We start from the raw sequence: 15,917 nt of genomic DNA on the forward strand, positions 1-15,917 counted from the left end.
ACTTATGAAACGCCCTGGCCTGATCCTATATGGCGCTGCTGCCTATGTTCTTTTCAATGTGACCTTTTTGTACATGATCGGCTTTCTTCTGCAATTGCCCGTTCCGAAGGCGATTAACGATGGGACCTCAACCGCCTGGCCCGTCGCCGTTGTCATCAATGTCGGGCTGATCTTCCTCTTTGGCTTTTTTCACAGCCTCATGGCGCGACAGGCGTTCAAAGTCTGGTGGACGCGGGTCATTCCTGCGGATGCAGAACGCAGTACCTATGTGTTGCAATCGGCCCTGTTTCTGATCCTGGCGATGTGGCAGTGGCGCCCGCTGCCCGAAACGATCTGGATCGTCGATGGTGCCCTGGCGTGGCTGACATATGGCATCTGTGCACTGGGTGTCTTCATGGTTTTGCTGTCGACCTTTCTGATCGACCATTTCGAGTTGTTTGGTCTGCGTCAGGTTTGGACTGCAAGCAGCGCTCGACTTATGCCCAAACCGCAGTTCAAAACGCCCGGGCTTTACCGTTTCGTACGCCACCCGATGCAGCTTGGCGTTATACTGGTCTTGTTCGGCACGCCACACATGACAGTTGGTCACGCGCTCTTTGCCGGGCTGATGACAGTTTATGTGATGATTGGCCTATGGTTCGAGGAAAGATCTCTGTTGCGCGAGTTTGGCGATACGTATCGTGCGTACCAGGCGATGGTTCCCATGCTGATCCCGCGCCTGACGCCCTTGCGTTCCGGCGATCTCGAAACGCAACACGGCTGAGCATTGCTGAGCAACCTCGTCATTGCGTCGTTGATCCGATCCATCTGACGCGGATCCCGGCCAATCGGACTTGGCGCGATCTCTTCAATCTTTGCGTGTACACCGTGAGCGTGAGACGCGATGTAGGTCGACCCACAAGCTGGACTGCGGCCATTTGTTTGATCGGCACACTGCGCAACCATTCCTGTACACTGCTTTTAAAAAACATGCGTACTGAGCAGCCCGCTTTTGCTGGTCCAAGCTGTTTGTTAGAGCATGATTGGCGTTGGTTCCACCGGTATGATTGCTTCCTGGGCTGGTGGACGATAAGCACTGGTTTCGGGTGGCTCGCTCCAAAATTTTGCGAGGCATCCGGTTAGTGGTCGTCAATATATCACTTGCGAACAGTTGATCTGTCGGAATTAACTCACATGAGAGATCAGGAGGCCAGATGGCAAAGTCACACGATCCCGAGCAGCCCACCGTCCTTTCGCAGGACCCGCATAACCTCAGGGATAGTGGCGAGAAGAATCTAGAAACGGCGATCGGGCGCGAGATCAAAGCCCTGCGCCGGCAACATGGCATCACGATAGCAGAGCTGTCTGTACTGACCGGTTTATCGATTGGAATGCTGTCGAAGATTGAAAACGGGTATACATCACCTTCATTGACCACACTGCAACTGCTTGCCAATGCCCTAAGCACGCCGATCACCTCGTTCTTTCGTCGGTATGAGGAAACCCGGAACGCCGTGCATACCAAGGCCGGCGAAGGCGCTGAAACGGACAGGGCCGGAACACGTGCTGGGCATCAGTACAACCTGTTGGGTCATTTGGGGGCCAATGCCAGCGGTGTCGTGGTCGAGCCTTATCTGATTACTTTGACGGAAGACTCCGACAGGTTTCCGACATTTCAGCATGACGGAATCGAGATGCTTTACATGCTTGAGGGAGAGGTCGGGTACCGTCACGGAGATCAGATCTACCATCTGAAACCCGGTGACACTCTGTTCTTTGATGCGGATGCACCGCATGGGCCGGAAGAGTTGATCCAGCTGCCGTCGCGCTATCTTTCAATTATCTCCTACCCGCAATCGGCGCCTCCCTGATTTTCACTCACAGGAAAAACATTTTCCTTGTGTTGAGTTCTTTCAATGTCGGTGCTAGCGTTCCCCGGATGGCCATTCAGGGAATTTTGAAAGATGTGTGGAATTGTCGGTCTGTTTCTCAAAGACAGGTCATTGGAGCCTGAGTTGGGTTCGATGCTGACGGACATGCTGGTCACGATGACGGATCGTGGCCCGGACAGCGCGGGGATAGCGATCTATGGGGCTGAGGCAGACGGCTCGGCCAAACTGACCGTGCAATCGGATATGCCCGAGGCGGATTTTGAGTGTCTTGCTGTGGATCTGGGGGCAGCGATTGGTGCCGAAGTGACTCTGCGCACAAATGACACGCATGCGGTTTTGGAACTGGACGGGGCCAAGGTCGAACAAGCGCGCCAAGCGGTGCGAGAGTTGCGCCCGGGTCTGCGGGTGATGTCGGATGGCACGGCAATCGAGATATACAAAGAGGTGGGCCTGCCCCGCGACGTGGCCGACCGGTTCAGCTTGTCCGCCATGAGCGGCAGCCACGGGATCGGTCACACTAGGATGGCCACCGAATCCGCCGTGACCACCGAAGGGGCGCACCCTTTCAACACTGGGTCAGATCAGTGCCTGGTCCACAATGGCTCTTTGTCGAACCACAACGCGCTGCGCCGCAAACTGAAACGCGAAGGAGTGCGGGTCGAGTCGATGAACGACACCGAGGTCGGCGCGGCCTACCTGACCTGGAAAATGAAGAACGGGGCGACGCTGGGTGAGGCGCTGGAAAGCAGCCTTGAGGATCTCGATGGTTTCTTCACTTTCGTTGTCGGTACCAAGGACGGGTTCGGTGTGGTCCGTGACCCGATCGCCTGCAAACCGGCGGTGATGGCCGAGACCGATCAGTACGTGGCCTTTGGCAGCGAATACCGCGCGCTGGTGAACCTGCCGGGTATCGATGACGCCAGGGTGTGGGAGCCCGAACCCGCAACCGTCTATTTCTGGAGCCACTGAGATGCAGACTTACGATGTGGCAGAAAACGGCCTGCGGGGTTTGAATGCGGCCCTTCAGGCGCAAAGCAAAGAAACTAACCAGACCAATTGGGAAGTGCAGAATCCCAAGGGTAGCCACGCCATCGCTGTGGGTCTGGACGCGCCGATTGAGGTCACCGTCAAAGGCTCGACCGGCTATTATTGTGCGGGCATGAACCAGCAGGCGACCATCAAGGTTGAAGGCTCGGTCGGTCCGGGGGTGGCCGAAAACATGATGTCCGGCACTGTAATCGTTGACGGCGATGCCAGCCAATATGCCGGGGCGACCGGGCATGGCGGGCTTCTGGTGATCAAAGGCAATGCCAGCTCGCGCTGCGGGATTTCGATGAAAGGCATCGATATCGTCGTGCATGGCAATATCGGCCACATGTCCGCCTTTATGGCGCAGGCGGGCAATCTGGTTGTGTGCGGCGATGCAGGCGATGCGCTTGGCGACTCACTTTATGAGGCACGGTTGTTTGTGCGCGGCTCGGTCAAAAGCCTGGGCGCGGATTGCGTTGAGAAAGAGATGCGGCCTGAACATATCGAAATTTTGACTGACCTTCTGGAGCGTGCCGGATCGGACGCCAAACCGGAAGAATTCAGGCGCTACGGCTCGGCCCGCCAGCTTTACAATTTCGACGTCGACAACGCAGCCGCCTATTAAGGATGAAGGGTATGAAAGAAAAGGATCAGACCATCCCCCGCACCATGCCGATTCAGTCGGCGACCTTTACAAATCCCATCAACGCGGAAATCCGACGGGCGGCGGCCACTGGTATCTACGACATTCGTGGTGGCGGTGCCAAACGCAAGGTGCCGCATTTTGACGATCTGTTGTTTCTGGGCGCATCGGTCTCGCGTTATCCGCTTGAAGGGTATCGTGAACGTTGCGGTACCTCGGTAACGCTCGGTACACGTTTTGCCAAAAAGCCGATTGAGCTGGATATCCCGATCACCATCGCGGGCATGAGCTTTGGCGCGCTGTCCGGCCCGGCGAAAGAGGCTCTGGGTCGGGGTGCTTCGATGGCTGGGACGTCAACGACAACCGGTGACGGTGGCATGACGCCCGAAGAGCGTGGGCATTCTTCTAAGCTGGTCTATCAATACCTGCCGTCGCGCTATGGCATGAACCCCAACGATCTGCGCAAAGCCGACGCCATCGAAATTGTGGTCGGCCAAGGCGCAAAACCCGGCGGCGGCGGCATGTTGCTGGGTCAGAAGATCAGCGATCGCGTGGCTGAAATGCGCACGCTGCCCAAGGGGATTGACCAGCGCTCGGCCTGTCGGCACCCGGACTGGACCGGCCCGGATGATCTGGAGATCAAGATCCTCGAACTTCGCGAGATTACCGGCTGGCAGGTTCCGATCTACGTGAAGGTCGGCGCGACGCGGCCCTATTACGACACCGCACTGGCGGTGAAAGCCGGGGCCGATGTCGTGGTGATGGACGGGATGCAGGGCGGCACCGCTGCCACGCAGGATGTGTTCATCGAACATGTCGGCATTCCCACGTTGGCCTGTATCCGCCCTGCTGTTCAGGCGTTGCAGGATCTGGGTGTGCACCGTGAGGTGCAATTAGTGATTTCGGGCGGTATTCGGACCGGCGCGGATGTGGCCAAAGCGATGGCCTTGGGGGCAGATGCGGTGGCCATCGGTACCGCAGCTCTGATTGCACTGGGTGACAATGACCCGAAATGGGAGGCCGAGTATCAAAAGCTGGGCACCACCACCGGGGCCTATGACGACTGGCACGAAGGACAGGATCCGGCGGGCATCACAACACAGGATCCGGAACTGGCCGCACGGCTTGATCCGGTCGAGGCCGGTCGTCGACTGCGCAACTACCTGAAGGTGATGACCTTAGAGGCGCAAACCATCGCGCGTGCCTGTGGTCACAATCACCTGCTCAATCTGGAGCCCGAAGACCTCTGCGCCTTGACAATGGAGGCGGCTGCAATGGCCAAAGTGCCGTTGGCGGGCACCGACTGGTATCCGGGCAAGGCCGGGTTCTGAACTGCAACCAATATGAAGGCGCGGCCCAAAAGGGCGGCGCCTTTCTTCTTTTGAACCAACAGGGAAAGGGAAGGTGACCATGACAACAGATCTGGCAGATTTCGCCAAAGAAAAAGGCGTCAAGTACTTCATGATTTCGTTCACCGATCTGTTCGGTGGACAGCGAGCCAAACTGGTCCCTGCACAAGCGATTGCAGATATGCAAGAGGAAGGGGCGGGTTTCGCGGGCTTTGCCACCTATCTCGACATGACCCCTGCGCATCCCGACATGCTGGCCGTGCCGGATCCGTCTTCGGTGATCCAACTGCCGTGGAAGCCCGAGGTCGCTTGGGTTGCAGCGAACTGTGTGATGGAGGGCGAAAATGTTGCCCAAGCCCCGCGCAACGTGCTACGTCGCCTGATCGACGAGGCCGCCGTCGAAGGCATGCATGTTAAAACCGGGATCGAGGCCGAGTTCTTTCTGCTGACTCCGGATGGCGAACAGATCAGCGACCCGTTCGATACCGCCGAAAAACCCTGCTACGACCAACAGGCGGTGATGCGCCGCTATGACGTGGTGCGCGAGATCTGCGACTATATGCTGGAACTGAGCTGGGGCCCGTATCAGAACGACCACGAAGACGCCAACGGCCAGTTCGAGATGAACTGGGAATTTGACGATGCGCTGAGCACAGCGGACAAACATTCGTTCTTCAAATTCATGACCAAGTCCGTGGCAGAAAAGCACGGCTTTCGCGCCACCTTCATGCCAAAACCGGTTGAGGGACTGACGGGTAATGGCTGCCACGCCCATATCTCGGTCTGGGATGCCCCCGGTGCAGATGCGAAGACCAACGTGTTTGCAGGTGCAGGTGACGGTCCGACCGGCGAGGTGGGGCTGAGCGAGAAAGGTAAGCATTTCCTCGGCGGGATCATGAAACACGCCAGCGCGCTGGCGGCGATCACCAACCCGACAGTGAACTCGTACAAACGCATCAACGCGCCCCGCACCATGTCAGGTGCCACGTGGGCTCCGAATACCGTCACATGGACGGGTAACAACCGCACCCATATGGTCCGCGTCCCCGGACCAGGCCGGTTCGAGCTGCGACTGGCTGATGGCGCTACAAACCCCTATCTTTTGCAGGCTGTGATTATCGCGGCTGGCCTGTCTGGTATTCGCTCGAAGGCTGATCCGGGACGGCGGTATGACATCGATATGTACGCCGAGGGTCATACCGTCAAAGACGCGCCAAAACTGCCGTTGAACATGCTGGATGCTTTACGTGAGTACGACAAGGACGCCGAGTTGAAGGCGGCCATGGGCGAGGAATTCTCAGCTGCCTATCTGAAGATGAAACATCAGGAATGGAACTCTTTCACCAGCCATTTCTCGCGTTGGGAAAAAGAACACACCTTGGACATCTGAGGGTTCGGTTCCTGATCGCGCAATGGGATTGGGGCGTGAATATGCGCTCAGGCCGACTGGATGTTTCGCTAACTTTTAGGATGGCCAAAGTCAGCGACTTACTGGACACACCTACCCCGCGATCTCGGCAAATAGCTGGAAGTCAGATGTTCAGACGCTGGCAAATTGCCGCTTCCGGATCATGTTGGCGACCTCGATGCCGAACAAAGTAGCCCAGGCGGATCTGAACGATTTGAACCCATACATGTGCCGTACGCGACGCTTGATAAATCGATGATCCTGTTCGGTCAGATTATTCAGATACTTGGACATGACTGTTTGGATTTTGGCTGGGCTGCCAAACCGATTGAGGATTTTGTTACCCTCACGAATGCTCGCCGCGTTGGCGCCACTTTTGTCGATGACAATCTTGCTCGGGTTTCCATTCGAAGACAGCGCTTAGGCAAAGAACCGTGCTGCTGCTGGACGGTTCCTGCGCTCAGACAGCATGAAATCAAGAGTATTCCCAGCTTTGTCGACGGCCCGATAGAGGTACATCCATTTGCCGCGAACACGAATATAGGTCACTTCAAAGCGTCATGAACTCAGTGTTGGACGCTTCTTTGACTGCGCAAGAACTGAGACGATCGGCGCGTGTTTCACAACCCACCTAGTCAATGTGGCATGGTCAACTCGCACACCGCGCTCTGCTGTGATCTCTTCCAAGTCACGATAGAACACCGTGTACCGCAGATAGAAGTAAACAGCGTACAAAACTGTATCCTTCGAGAAATGACGGCCCTTTAACGAGACTTTGCTCAATAAAACCTGTTCGAAAACTTCGACGAGTACAAACCTCAGATCACCAAGGCTCGTCAACTAGACCCCAGAGTTTGCAACGCATCCTTTCCTTAAATTTGAAGCAGCTTTGTACAACATTTGCGGTCGCGACTGTGAGCAGCCTCATCTGACTGGTCCAAATTGGTTGTTAGTGCATAATCGGCCTGTGATCCATCGGGATGGTGGTTTCGGGCGCTGGCGGGCGATAGCCCAAAGCACTGTGGGGGCGTTTTGTGTTGTAGTGTTTCTTCCATTGTTCGATCAGAATTTGAGCATCGCGTAGGCTGTAGAATTTTGCAGATCTACAAACCGGACAGTTCGGAACCCCTGATTTGGGGTTCCTAGCTTCTGTCAAGTCTCGGCAATTTGCGGCCGATGGGTAGTCTTTTGTGTGAAGGGCCACCAAGCAAACATTGGCTGCGGCACCGGTGACAGTTGATGGCTGCTGTGCGCAGAAAGCACTTTTTAGCCAAGCGGAGACCCCAGTGCCGATTGCGTAGTTTGGACCACTTTACTCGGGGAAGACCAGCGCTGCATCAAGGGCTGGCTGAAGCCAAGGCACAGATTCAGAATGCGTAGCGCATCCCGAATTCGGTGTAGTTCTGGCTTAGTGTAAGATCGGCTTTCCGGCTATCACGAATGACACGTTCAGCGTTGGGCAGATCGTTCGATTTTGCGCGTTGCAGCGCGGTTTGCGGTTCAAACCCATGCTTAATCCAGCGGTGCTGTAACCTGCTCTCGAGTTCTTGCACTGTGGGGCTGACAAAAACCGTTGCGGTGTAAACGTCCTCCAACGTCCTCCACGGGTTGCTTTTCATCAAAAGGTAGTTCCCTTCTACAACCACTGTCGGAGTTTCAGGGTGCACCGCAATCGCATTAGCGATGGCCAGGTCCATTTGGCGGTCGAACTTGGGATGATAGGATTCATATCGCGCTGATTGCAGCGCCCTAATTGCATCGCAAAAACCCACTGCATCGAAGGTTTCTGGTGCGCCTTTTTTTGCCCGCAAGCCTCGCGTTTCCAAGACGTGATTGTCCAAATGGTAACCATCCATAGGTACAAGTGTGGCTGACGGAACCGCCGAGCTCTGTTGTGTGTTCAGCAGTTGCACAACAGCTTCCCCTAAGGTCGACTTTCCAGATGCAGGGGGGCCGGCGATTGCGATAATCTTCCGAACTCCAACCTGCCTCCGGGAAAAGATCAGTTCGCAAACGCGCTCAGCATCCTGCTTGATCACGCTGCGTCCTCTTTTGGGGGTTCCTTGGCACCGGTCATGAAGGCCACCGCATCGGACATCGTATAGTCCTTGGGATCAATCGTACAAAGGCGTTTGCCCAGCCGGTGTACATGGATGCGATCGGCGACTTCGAAAACATGCGGCATGTTGTGGCTGATCAATATGATCGGAATACCACGCGCCCGCACGTCCTGGATCAGCTCAAGCACCTTGCGGCTTTCTTTGACGCCCAAAGCAGCCGTCGGTTCGTCCATGATGATAAACTTGGTTGCAAAGGCGGCGGCACGGGCAACGGCAACACCTTGGCGCTGACCGCCAGACAGCGTTTCAACTGCCTGATTGATCGACTGCACAGTCATCAGCCCAAGCTCGGTCAGTTTTTCACGGGCGAACTTCTCCATAGCTGGCCGATCTAACTGACGCATGTACTTGCCCATGAAACCCTGTTTGCGGATCTCGCGCCCCATGAACATGTTGTCCGCAATTGAAAGGGCAGGAGACATGGCGAGCTGCTGATAGACAATCTCGATTCCCATGTTCCGGGCGTCGATTGGCGAGGTGAAGTTGACCTTCTTCCCTTCGATCAGAATCTCGCCCTCATCCGGGATTGTTGCCCCGCAGATCGCCTTGACGATGGACGACTTGCCAGCGCCGTTGTCCCCAATGACCGCAAGGATTTCTCCTTGCCGCAGTTCAAAGTCGGAATGGTCGATAGCGGTAACGTGGCCGTAGCGCTTCACGATCCCGCGACCCTGGACGACTGGAGTTGTGTCTGACATTAGCCCGATACCTTTCTGATCCACTGGTCGACCGCGACCGCTGCGATGATGAGAAGTCCGATAAGCAGGAAGGTCCACTGAGCATCTGCGCCTAGTAACCTGAGCCCCAGTGTAAACACGCCGACGATCAGTGCTCCGAACAACGAGCCCAGAATGGAGCCTCGCCCGCCGAACAATGAGATACCGCCAATCACGACCGCTGTGATGCTTTCGATATTGGCCAATTGTCCGGATGTTGGGGAAACCGACCCGATGCGCCCGATCAACGCCCAGCCCGCAAAGGCACAGATTAAACCGGACAACATATAAACGGACATCAGTGTTCTGTGCACGTTCACACCGGAGAGCTCGGCCGCTTCAGGGTCATCCCCCACCGCGTAAACATGCCGGCCCCAAGCCGTGTGTTTGAGCGCGTAAGCCAGCACGAAAATCAGAACGAGCATGAATATCACGCCGACCGTAAAGGTCGCGCCGCCGATGCTGAACTTGGTGCCAAAGAATTGCAGGAACGGGGCGTTGGCCTCGATATCCTGACTGCGAATTGTTTCGTTTGCGGAATACAGGAAATTTGTCGCCAAAACGATCTGCCACATGCCGAGCGTGACAATAAACGGCGGCAGTTTTACGCGACTGACCAACCATCCATTGAGAGCACCGATCAGGGTTCCCATTGCCAGCCCGCACATCACTGCAATAGGCACGGGGATGCCGTAGCGGAAGGTAAACTGACCCATAATGACGGAAGAAAACACCATGATCGCACCGACGCTGAGGTCGATGCCGGCGGTCAGAATGACAAGGCTTTGTGCCGCGGCCACGATGCCCACGATCTGAACCTGCTGCAGGATCAGCGTCATCGCAAAGGGTGAGAAGAACTTTGATCCCAGCAGCAGGCCGAAAATTAAGATCGCGCCAACCAGAACGATCAATGGCACAAAGGATGGATTGACGTGGAGAAGATGCTGCAACTTCCCCAGAACACCACGCCGGTGATCTTCAAACTCCGCAACGGTTTCTGTCGCGTTGGCGGCGGTTTCGAATTCCTGGGCGTTTTGGTTTGCTTCAGACATCTCTCCCCCTTTTCGTGGCTGGCATTGCGTCCACGAAATCAGTGTACAGGAAGTTTCGGTTTGCTGGTGAAAGGATTGATGAGGCGCTGCGGCGCGCCTCACCCAAAGGGGTTGTCTTTAGCCCCAGCAGAGATTCAGGCCTTCTGCGACCGACAGCGACTCGACCCCATCAACCGGCTGGTCGGTGATGAGCGCCACACCCGTGTCATAGAAGTCTTTGCCGGGTGTGTTTTCAGGCTTCACGCCCTCATCAGCCCATTTCTTCACGGCCTCAACACCAAGCGCGGCCATCAACAGCGGGTACTGCTGGCTTGTCGCACCGATCACACCGGCTTCGACGTTTTGGACACCGGGGCACCCGCCGTCGACCGAAACGATCAGAACGTCGTTTTCACGCCCGATGGATTTCAGCGCCTCATATGCGCCCGCTGCGGCCGGTTCGTTGATCGTGTGAACAACGTTTATGGATGGATCCTTTGCCAGAAGGTTTTCCATCGCACGGCGACCGCCTTCTTCGTTGCCGTCGGTCACGTCACTGCCGACCAGACGCGCATCGGTTTCGTCACCGATGACGTTCGGGTCCGCCAGGTCCACGCCGAACCCGTCGAGAAAACCCTGATTGCGCAGAACGTCCACAGTCGGCTGGCTGACGTTCAGATCCAGCGTCGCAATCTTGGCATCGGCTGCAGCGTCACCCATTTTGGCTTTGGCCCATTGACCGATCAGCAGGCCGGCCTTGTAGTTGTCCGTCGCGAATGTTGCGTCCGCCGAGTCAATCGGGCTCAGCGGCGTGTCCAGCGCAATGACCAGAACGCCCGCATCCCGCGCCTGTTTGACAGCAGGAACGATCGAGCTGGTGTCAGATGCCGTCAGCAGAATGCCTTTTGCGCCATCAAGAATGCAGGTTTCAATGGCCTGGACCTGAGTTTCATGGTCGCCATCAACTTTACCGGCAAATGCCTTGAGCGTCATGCCCAGCTCTTCTGCCTTGGCGGTTGCGCCTTCCTTCATCTTGACGAAGAAGGGGTTGGTGTCGGTCTTGGTAATCAGGCAGACGGTTTCACCAGCCGCGTGCGCGGATGCAGCGGCGAATGTCAGCGCAGTCGCGGATGCGGCGAGCTTGAGTAGATTTCTCATATTGTCCTCCCAGAAATTGTTGTCGCCCCGCGCGACGTTCCTGCGGGACGCGCCTCCATCCTCCAATGAAGGTCTTTTTCAAGAAACTGTGATTCTAGTGTCTCTGTCAATAAATAAATAAAGTTTATTTATTAATTTGCCTGAGCACCTTTTCATAAGAAAATAAGGTGTTTATGTTCAGGTTTATGGAAAGAGAGGCGCTCAAAACACTTACTGGTGGAGTAAGCCAAAGTGGTGTTCGTGATCACAACGAACGCCTGATTCTGACAGTTTTACAACGGCATGGACCCGCTGCGGGTGCGGATGTCGCCCGGCTGACGGGCCTATCTCCTCAGACCGTATCTATCATTTTACGCAAACTCGAAAAGGATGCGATCCTCAAGCGTGGAACGCCACTACGTGGAAAAGTGGGAAAGCCCTCGATCCCGATGGAGCTAAACCCCGAAGGCATCTTGTCGGTCGGCATGAAGATAGGTCGACGCAGTGCGGACCTGCTTTTGATTGACTTTATGGGCAGGCCACGTCGGCAACTTTCCACGACTTATGACTATCCTCTGCCCGAGGCTGTTTTCGGATTCCTGGAAACTGGATTGGAAACGCTTCTCTCTCACGAGCCCCAAAAGCTTCGCGACCGAGTCTGCGGAATCGGGATTGGAACCCCCTTCGAACTTTGGAAATGGCACGACCTGTCCGGACTTGCGGCTAAGAAATTCAGGTCCTGGAAAAACGTGAACTTCTTCTCTGAGGTCGCCAAGTTCAGCGACCTGCCAGTTTTTGTGGTTAACGATGCCACGGCCGCGTGTCACGCCGAACACCTCTATGGACGTGGGGCTGAGTATCGCGATTACTTTTACTTCTTCATCGGATCAATGATTGGCGGCGGCGTCGCGTTGAACGGCACCGTATTTGAGGGAAACCAAGGCAATGCGGGTGCATTGGGCGCGATGCGGACGACAGGTCCTTTGGGGGAAAGTCAGCAACTGATCGACACTGCCTCGCTGTTTCTGCTTGAGGACCGACTGATCGAAGCGGGCGTCGATCCAGATATCCTGTGGAAGAAGCCGCAAGATTGGAGCAGCATTTCTCGCTATGTCGAACCGTGGATTGGGACCACGGCACAGGAGCTTGCCAAGGCCGCCCTTTCCATTTGCGCGGTCATTGATTTTGAGGCAATTTTCATCGACGGTGCGTTTCCACCTGAAATACGGGAAGAGCTGGTCTCACGTGTTCGTCGTTACCTAGTCAACCAAGACAAACGCGGTTTGATTCCTCCGGTTGTAGAAGCTGCTGCTGTTGGGGAAAACGCTCGCGGCATTGGAGCGGCAAGCAGCCCAATTTTCCGCCAGTTTCTATTGAACACAAACGCGGGGCTTTCTGGGATGTAGCCTACGCTCATTTCTGCCAAGTCTTAATCAAGAAAGAGCCGCTTCCGCTTAGTTGGGAGGCCTTAGAACGGGCGCTTTGACACAGTTGCCGGAGCAACTGCAGACCGCTCTAGGCCGCCTCGAAAGCGGCCAACGTCGGATTTCTACGAGTTCATGTCACTGGGGCACCGCGCAGAATTGGTCGAATTGGACTCAATGCTGACCTCGGTGCGGAAGCAGCACAAGTCCCTGCCCCGTTCTCCACAACATATCCAACGGCTCATAGCCGCCGTTCGACATTGGTCACCGTCGCTGCGACGCGGCCCGTCAGAGGAGACATTCGCTGCGCGTGCAAAAACGGGGGCCGGTCGAACTCACAGTCGGCGGACAAAGCGGAAATCGCAATGCATATCGACTGGTCATTGCTGCCGCTCACTTGGCAAAGCCGCTGCCGCGGTGCGGCCGCCAAAGCAGCCGTTCGCTGTGGATACCAGAACCTAGTTCAATAAACCTAGTTTCCTGCGGGACAGCTGTTACGTCACCTGTCGGTTCAAATGGCACTGAGCGGCCGGCAGAAATTTGTTCGCACTACTTTCTTCGAAAAAGCAAACTCTTGGATTACTGTTGCAAGTAACCTTGTCACTTCGTCCGCAAATTTGTGGAATCCTCGTTCAGTACGCAGTCAGAAAAACCCCAGCTTTCAGATCATTGAACACTTACTAAAGTCATCATTGTAAGCCGTTAGGCAGCTCTTCGCTCCACTTTCGAAGTTCATCAAGAAAACAAAGAGCAGTCTGACCAAACTCGGTCACCGAGTATTGCACGGAAACAGGAGACGTATCCATAACCTGCCGGCGCACCAGGCCCTGATCCTCAAGTTGACGTAGTCTTTCAGTGATCATCTTCTTGCTTGCACCACCGATCATGCGCGACAGATCGTTGAATCGCACAGGACCATCTTTGAGGTGCCACAAGATAGACCCGGTCCATTTTCCGCCAATGATCCGCATACCGCGTTCTATTGCACATGGCTCCTGACAGGCCTCCGAGACCAGTCGGCGCCCTTTGGCATCTTCGTCAATCCGCGCTCGCATCGTCATCCTTTCGCTCAGGCAACTAGGTTACTAAAAGTATACTAGTTGATTTCCAACACCTGTACCATCAAATGCTCTCTGAGCCCGAAGAAAGTCAAGGGTTCAAGATTACACAAATAGGATATGGACATGAGCAAAATCCTGATCGTGAACGGTACTCAGCCCTACGAATTCGCCCCCGGACAGTTGAACGCCAGCCTAACAGAACGCGCGCGCGACGTGCTGAGCGCAATGGGTCACGAGGTACGCGTGGCAACCGTCGCCGACGGCTATGACGCGAATGCTGAGGTTGAGGCGCACCTTTGGGCCGACACAGTCATCATGCAGTTTCCGGTGAATTGGATGGGAGTTCCGTGGGTTTTCAAGAAATACATGGATGAAGTTTACACCGCTGGAATGGATGGACGGCTAAGTACCGGTGACGGTCGGACGGCAGAAGCACCGAAGGCCAATTATGGGATGGGAGGCGCACTGAGCGATAAGACTTACATGCTTTCAGTGACGTTTAACGCCCCGAAAGAAGCGTTTAACAATGAGTCCGAGCCGTTCTTTGCCGGTGGTAGCGTCGACGATTTGCTGCGCCCGATGCACCTGAACGCAAAGTTCTTTGCGATGCGGCCGCTTCCGACCTTTGCAGCATTTGATGTTATGAAGAACCCCGAAATCGACGCCGATTTCGCTCGATTTGACGCGCATCTGAAAACCACATTTGCCGAGGTGGAACATGTCCCAGCCTGATATCCATCTTTATACCGCCGGTACGATGAACGGTTACAAACCGGTCATTTTTCTGGAAGAGGCAGGTGTCCCTTACGACCTGACTCACATCAACTTTTCCAAACAGGAACAAAAAGCGCCGGATTATCTGGCGCTTAACCCCAACGGCAAAATTCCGACCATCGAAGACCGTTCGGAAGGGCGCGCGATTTTCGAATCCGGCGCGATCCTGTGGCACTTGGCCGAGAAATACCGGCAGTTCCTGCCATCAGACCCGGTCAAACGGTCCGAGGTCATGCAATGGATGCTATTTCAGGTCGGCCATGTTGGCCCGATGATGGGACAGGCGATGTATTTCCAGCACATCGCCGCGCCCAATGGCCATGAAGAGCCGTTCTCAATCCGTCGCTACGCGGACGAAAGCCGCCGCTTGATGGAGGTGATGAACGCGCGTCTGGACGGGCGTGAATGGATCGCAGCCGACGAATACACCATTGCCGACATGATGCTGTACCCCTGGGCGCGTGCATATGTCTGGGCACGGGTGGATGTGTCTGACCTGTCGCATCTGAACGCCTGGTTCGACCGTATTGACGCCCGGCCGGCCGTGCAGCGCGCGTTGACCATCCCAAAGGCCAACCCCCAATTCTGGGATGCCAACGCAGATGCCAGCGCCTTTGCCAAGGAAAACGCGTCGCGATTTTCCAGCGATGTGAAAGGAAACTGAACTGTGCATGACGCTCCCGCTATCCGCGTAGATATCGTATCGGATGTTGTCTGCCCGTGGTGTGTGATCGGCTACCGCCAGCTGGCTAAGGCTGCGCGCGACGCCCAGATCGCACTAGATATCCATTGGCATCCATTCGAGTTGAACCCGCAGATGGCCGAGTGTGGCGAGAACCTGCGCGAACACCTGGCGGCAAAATACGGGACCACTTTAGAGGGATCGATCAAGGCGCGGGCCCGCCTCACTGAGATGGGCGCAGCACTGGGGTTTACGTTCAATTACGCCGATGACATGCGGATGTATAACACCTTCCGAGCGCATCAGTTGATTGACTGGGCAACGGAACTAGGAAAAGGCCACGAGATGAAGCAGGCACTTTTTGCGGCCTTCTTTACCCGCCGCGCGGACGTCTCGGACATGCAGGTTCTCGCCGACGCGGCCGCAGGCATCGGGCTGAACCGCGCCAATGCGCTTGCCATGTTCCAAAGCGGAAAACGGGCCGACAGTGTTCGCCAGAAAGAACAGTTCTGGATCGGCCAAGGTATTCAGGGCGTGCCCGCAATGGTGTTCAACCAACGTCACCTTGTAACCGGCGCGCAAGGCGAAGAAAACTACGCCCGCATTCTGTTACATCTGCAAGATAACAGGGCCGCGTGACGCCGGTGAGTACCGGCCCGAGTTGCATGATTG

General features: G+C 55.7%; 15 protein-coding genes and 2 pseudogenes. 10 read left to right on the forward strand and 7 right to left on the reverse strand.

The features are described 5' to 3' along the window. The first annotated feature begins 4 nt into the window (after positions 1-4). The 6 genes from mddA to glnT all read left to right on the forward strand — a co-directional run bounded on the left by mddA (position 5) and on the right by glnT (position 6,282). Positions 5-763 carry a methanethiol S-methyltransferase gene (gene mddA, locus ACR0EV_RS12210; protein WP_480800338.1) on the forward strand — a complete coding sequence of 253 codons (759 nt, stop codon included), beginning with the start codon at positions 5-7 and terminating at the stop codon, positions 761-763. Positions 764-1,193: 430 nt separating this feature from the next. Beyond that, entirely contained in the window at positions 1,194-1,850 is a 657-nt protein-coding gene (locus tag ACR0EV_RS12215; RefSeq protein WP_480800339.1) for a helix-turn-helix domain-containing protein, read from the forward strand. A 93-nt stretch (positions 1,851-1,943) separates the two neighbouring features. Beyond that, entirely contained in the window at positions 1,944-2,840 is an 897-nt protein-coding gene (locus tag ACR0EV_RS12220) for a class II glutamine amidotransferase (protein ID WP_480800340.1), read from the forward strand. Between the two features lies 1 nt (position 2,841). Then, positions 2,842-3,525 (forward strand): protein GlxC, encoded by a 684-nt coding sequence (locus tag ACR0EV_RS12225; RefSeq protein ID WP_480800341.1) that lies wholly within the window; start codon positions 2,842-2,844, stop codon positions 3,523-3,525. An 11-nt stretch (positions 3,526-3,536) separates the two neighbouring features. Continuing rightward, positions 3,537-4,874, forward strand: coding sequence for an FMN-binding glutamate synthase family protein (locus ACR0EV_RS12230; RefSeq protein ID WP_480800342.1), 1,338 nt, complete (start codon positions 3,537-3,539; stop codon positions 4,872-4,874). 79 nt (positions 4,875-4,953) lie between these two features. Next, positions 4,954-6,282, forward strand: coding sequence for a type III glutamate--ammonia ligase (gene glnT, locus ACR0EV_RS12235; protein ID WP_480800343.1), 1,329 nt, complete (start codon positions 4,954-4,956; stop codon positions 6,280-6,282). A gap of 150 nt (positions 6,283-6,432) precedes the next feature. Here the strand turns inward: glnT and ACR0EV_RS12240 are convergent. From ACR0EV_RS12240 to ACR0EV_RS12265, 6 genes and pseudogenes are all read right to left on the reverse strand, one after another. Further along, a pseudogene (locus tag ACR0EV_RS12240) lies at positions 6,433-7,083 on the reverse strand (IS6 family transposase). Between the two features lie 166 nt (positions 7,084-7,249). Further along, positions 7,250-7,393 (reverse strand): annotated as a pseudogene (locus ACR0EV_RS12245) (integrase core domain-containing protein); the annotation flags it as partial. 274 nt (positions 7,394-7,667) lie between these two features. Further along, entirely contained in the window at positions 7,668-8,213 is a 546-nt protein-coding gene (locus ACR0EV_RS12250; RefSeq protein WP_480800344.1) for a nucleoside/nucleotide kinase family protein, read from the reverse strand. A gap of 122 nt (positions 8,214-8,335) precedes the next feature. Then, complete coding sequence (locus ACR0EV_RS12255; protein ID WP_170429655.1) at positions 8,336-9,118, reverse strand: ATP-binding cassette domain-containing protein; 783 nt, start codon at positions 9,116-9,118, stop codon at positions 8,336-8,338. Beyond that, entirely contained in the window at positions 9,118-10,188 is a 1,071-nt protein-coding gene (locus ACR0EV_RS12260; RefSeq protein WP_480800345.1) for an ABC transporter permease, read from the reverse strand. Before ACR0EV_RS12260 ends, ACR0EV_RS12255 begins: the two co-directional genes overlap by 1 nt. Before the next feature lie 117 nt (positions 10,189-10,305). Continuing rightward, on the reverse strand, positions 10,306-11,325 hold the full coding sequence (locus tag ACR0EV_RS12265) for a substrate-binding domain-containing protein (protein WP_480800346.1): 1,020 nt from the start codon (positions 11,323-11,325) through the stop codon (positions 10,306-10,308). Between the two features lie 185 nt (positions 11,326-11,510). Between ACR0EV_RS12265 and ACR0EV_RS12270 the strand changes: the two genes are divergently transcribed. Continuing rightward, on the forward strand, positions 11,511-12,710 hold the full coding sequence (locus ACR0EV_RS12270; RefSeq protein ID WP_480800377.1) for an ROK family transcriptional regulator: 1,200 nt from the start codon (positions 11,511-11,513) through the stop codon (positions 12,708-12,710). Positions 12,711-13,417: 707 nt separating this feature from the next. Here the strand turns inward: ACR0EV_RS12270 and ACR0EV_RS12275 are convergent. Continuing rightward, complete coding sequence (locus ACR0EV_RS12275; RefSeq protein WP_480800347.1) at positions 13,418-13,789, reverse strand: winged helix-turn-helix transcriptional regulator; 372 nt, start codon at positions 13,787-13,789, stop codon at positions 13,418-13,420. A 123-nt stretch (positions 13,790-13,912) separates the two neighbouring features. Between ACR0EV_RS12275 and ACR0EV_RS12280 the strand changes: the two genes are divergently transcribed. From ACR0EV_RS12280 to ACR0EV_RS12290, 3 genes are read left to right on the forward strand one after another with little or no spacing between them, the layout of a single operon-like run. Next, positions 13,913-14,521, forward strand: a complete 609-nt coding sequence (locus ACR0EV_RS12280) for an NAD(P)H-dependent oxidoreductase (RefSeq protein ID WP_480800348.1) — start codon at positions 13,913-13,915, stop codon at positions 14,519-14,521. Continuing rightward, positions 14,508-15,227 (forward strand): glutathione S-transferase family protein, encoded by a 720-nt coding sequence (locus tag ACR0EV_RS12285; protein WP_480800349.1) that lies wholly within the window; start codon positions 14,508-14,510, stop codon positions 15,225-15,227. The genes ACR0EV_RS12280 and ACR0EV_RS12285 overlap by 14 nt, the downstream gene beginning before the upstream one ends. 3 nt (positions 15,228-15,230) lie before the next feature. Next, on the forward strand, positions 15,231-15,884 hold the full coding sequence (locus ACR0EV_RS12290) for a DsbA family oxidoreductase (RefSeq protein ID WP_480800350.1): 654 nt from the start codon (positions 15,231-15,233) through the stop codon (positions 15,882-15,884). Positions 15,885-15,917 lie beyond the last annotated feature (33 nt).

Source organism: Ruegeria sp. CF8 (genome assembly GCF_056537285.1).

Coding starts and splice junctions, on each gene's coding strand:
- ACR0EV_RS12285 (WP_480800349.1), top strand. CDS start 14,508: ATGTCCCAGCCTGATATCCATCTTTATACCGCCGGTACGATGAACGGT.
- glnT (WP_480800343.1), top strand. CDS start 4,954: ATGACAACAGATCTGGCAGATTTCGCCAAAGAAAAAGGCGTCAAGTAC.
- ACR0EV_RS12215 (WP_480800339.1), top strand. CDS start 1,194: ATGGCAAAGTCACACGATCCCGAGCAGCCCACCGTCCTTTCGCAGGAC.
- ACR0EV_RS12280 (WP_480800348.1), top strand. CDS start 13,913: ATGAGCAAAATCCTGATCGTGAACGGTACTCAGCCCTACGAATTCGCC.
- ACR0EV_RS12275 (WP_480800347.1), bottom strand. CDS start 13,789: ATGACGATGCGAGCGCGGATTGACGAAGATGCCAAAGGGCGCCGACTG.
- ACR0EV_RS12255 (WP_170429655.1), bottom strand. CDS start 9,118: ATGTCAGACACAACTCCAGTCGTCCAGGGTCGCGGGATCGTGAAGCGC.
- ACR0EV_RS12270 (WP_480800377.1), top strand. CDS start 11,511: ATGGAAAGAGAGGCGCTCAAAACACTTACTGGTGGAGTAAGCCAAAGT.
- ACR0EV_RS12220 (WP_480800340.1), top strand. CDS start 1,944: ATGTGTGGAATTGTCGGTCTGTTTCTCAAAGACAGGTCATTGGAGCCT.
- ACR0EV_RS12265 (WP_480800346.1), bottom strand. CDS start 11,325: ATGAGAAATCTACTCAAGCTCGCCGCATCCGCGACTGCGCTGACATTC.
- ACR0EV_RS12260 (WP_480800345.1), bottom strand. CDS start 10,188: ATGTCTGAAGCAAACCAAAACGCCCAGGAATTCGAAACCGCCGCCAAC.
- ACR0EV_RS12225 (WP_480800341.1), top strand. CDS start 2,842: ATGCAGACTTACGATGTGGCAGAAAACGGCCTGCGGGGTTTGAATGCG.
- ACR0EV_RS12230 (WP_480800342.1), top strand. CDS start 3,537: ATGAAAGAAAAGGATCAGACCATCCCCCGCACCATGCCGATTCAGTCG.
- mddA (WP_480800338.1), top strand. CDS start 5: ATGAAACGCCCTGGCCTGATCCTATATGGCGCTGCTGCCTATGTTCTT.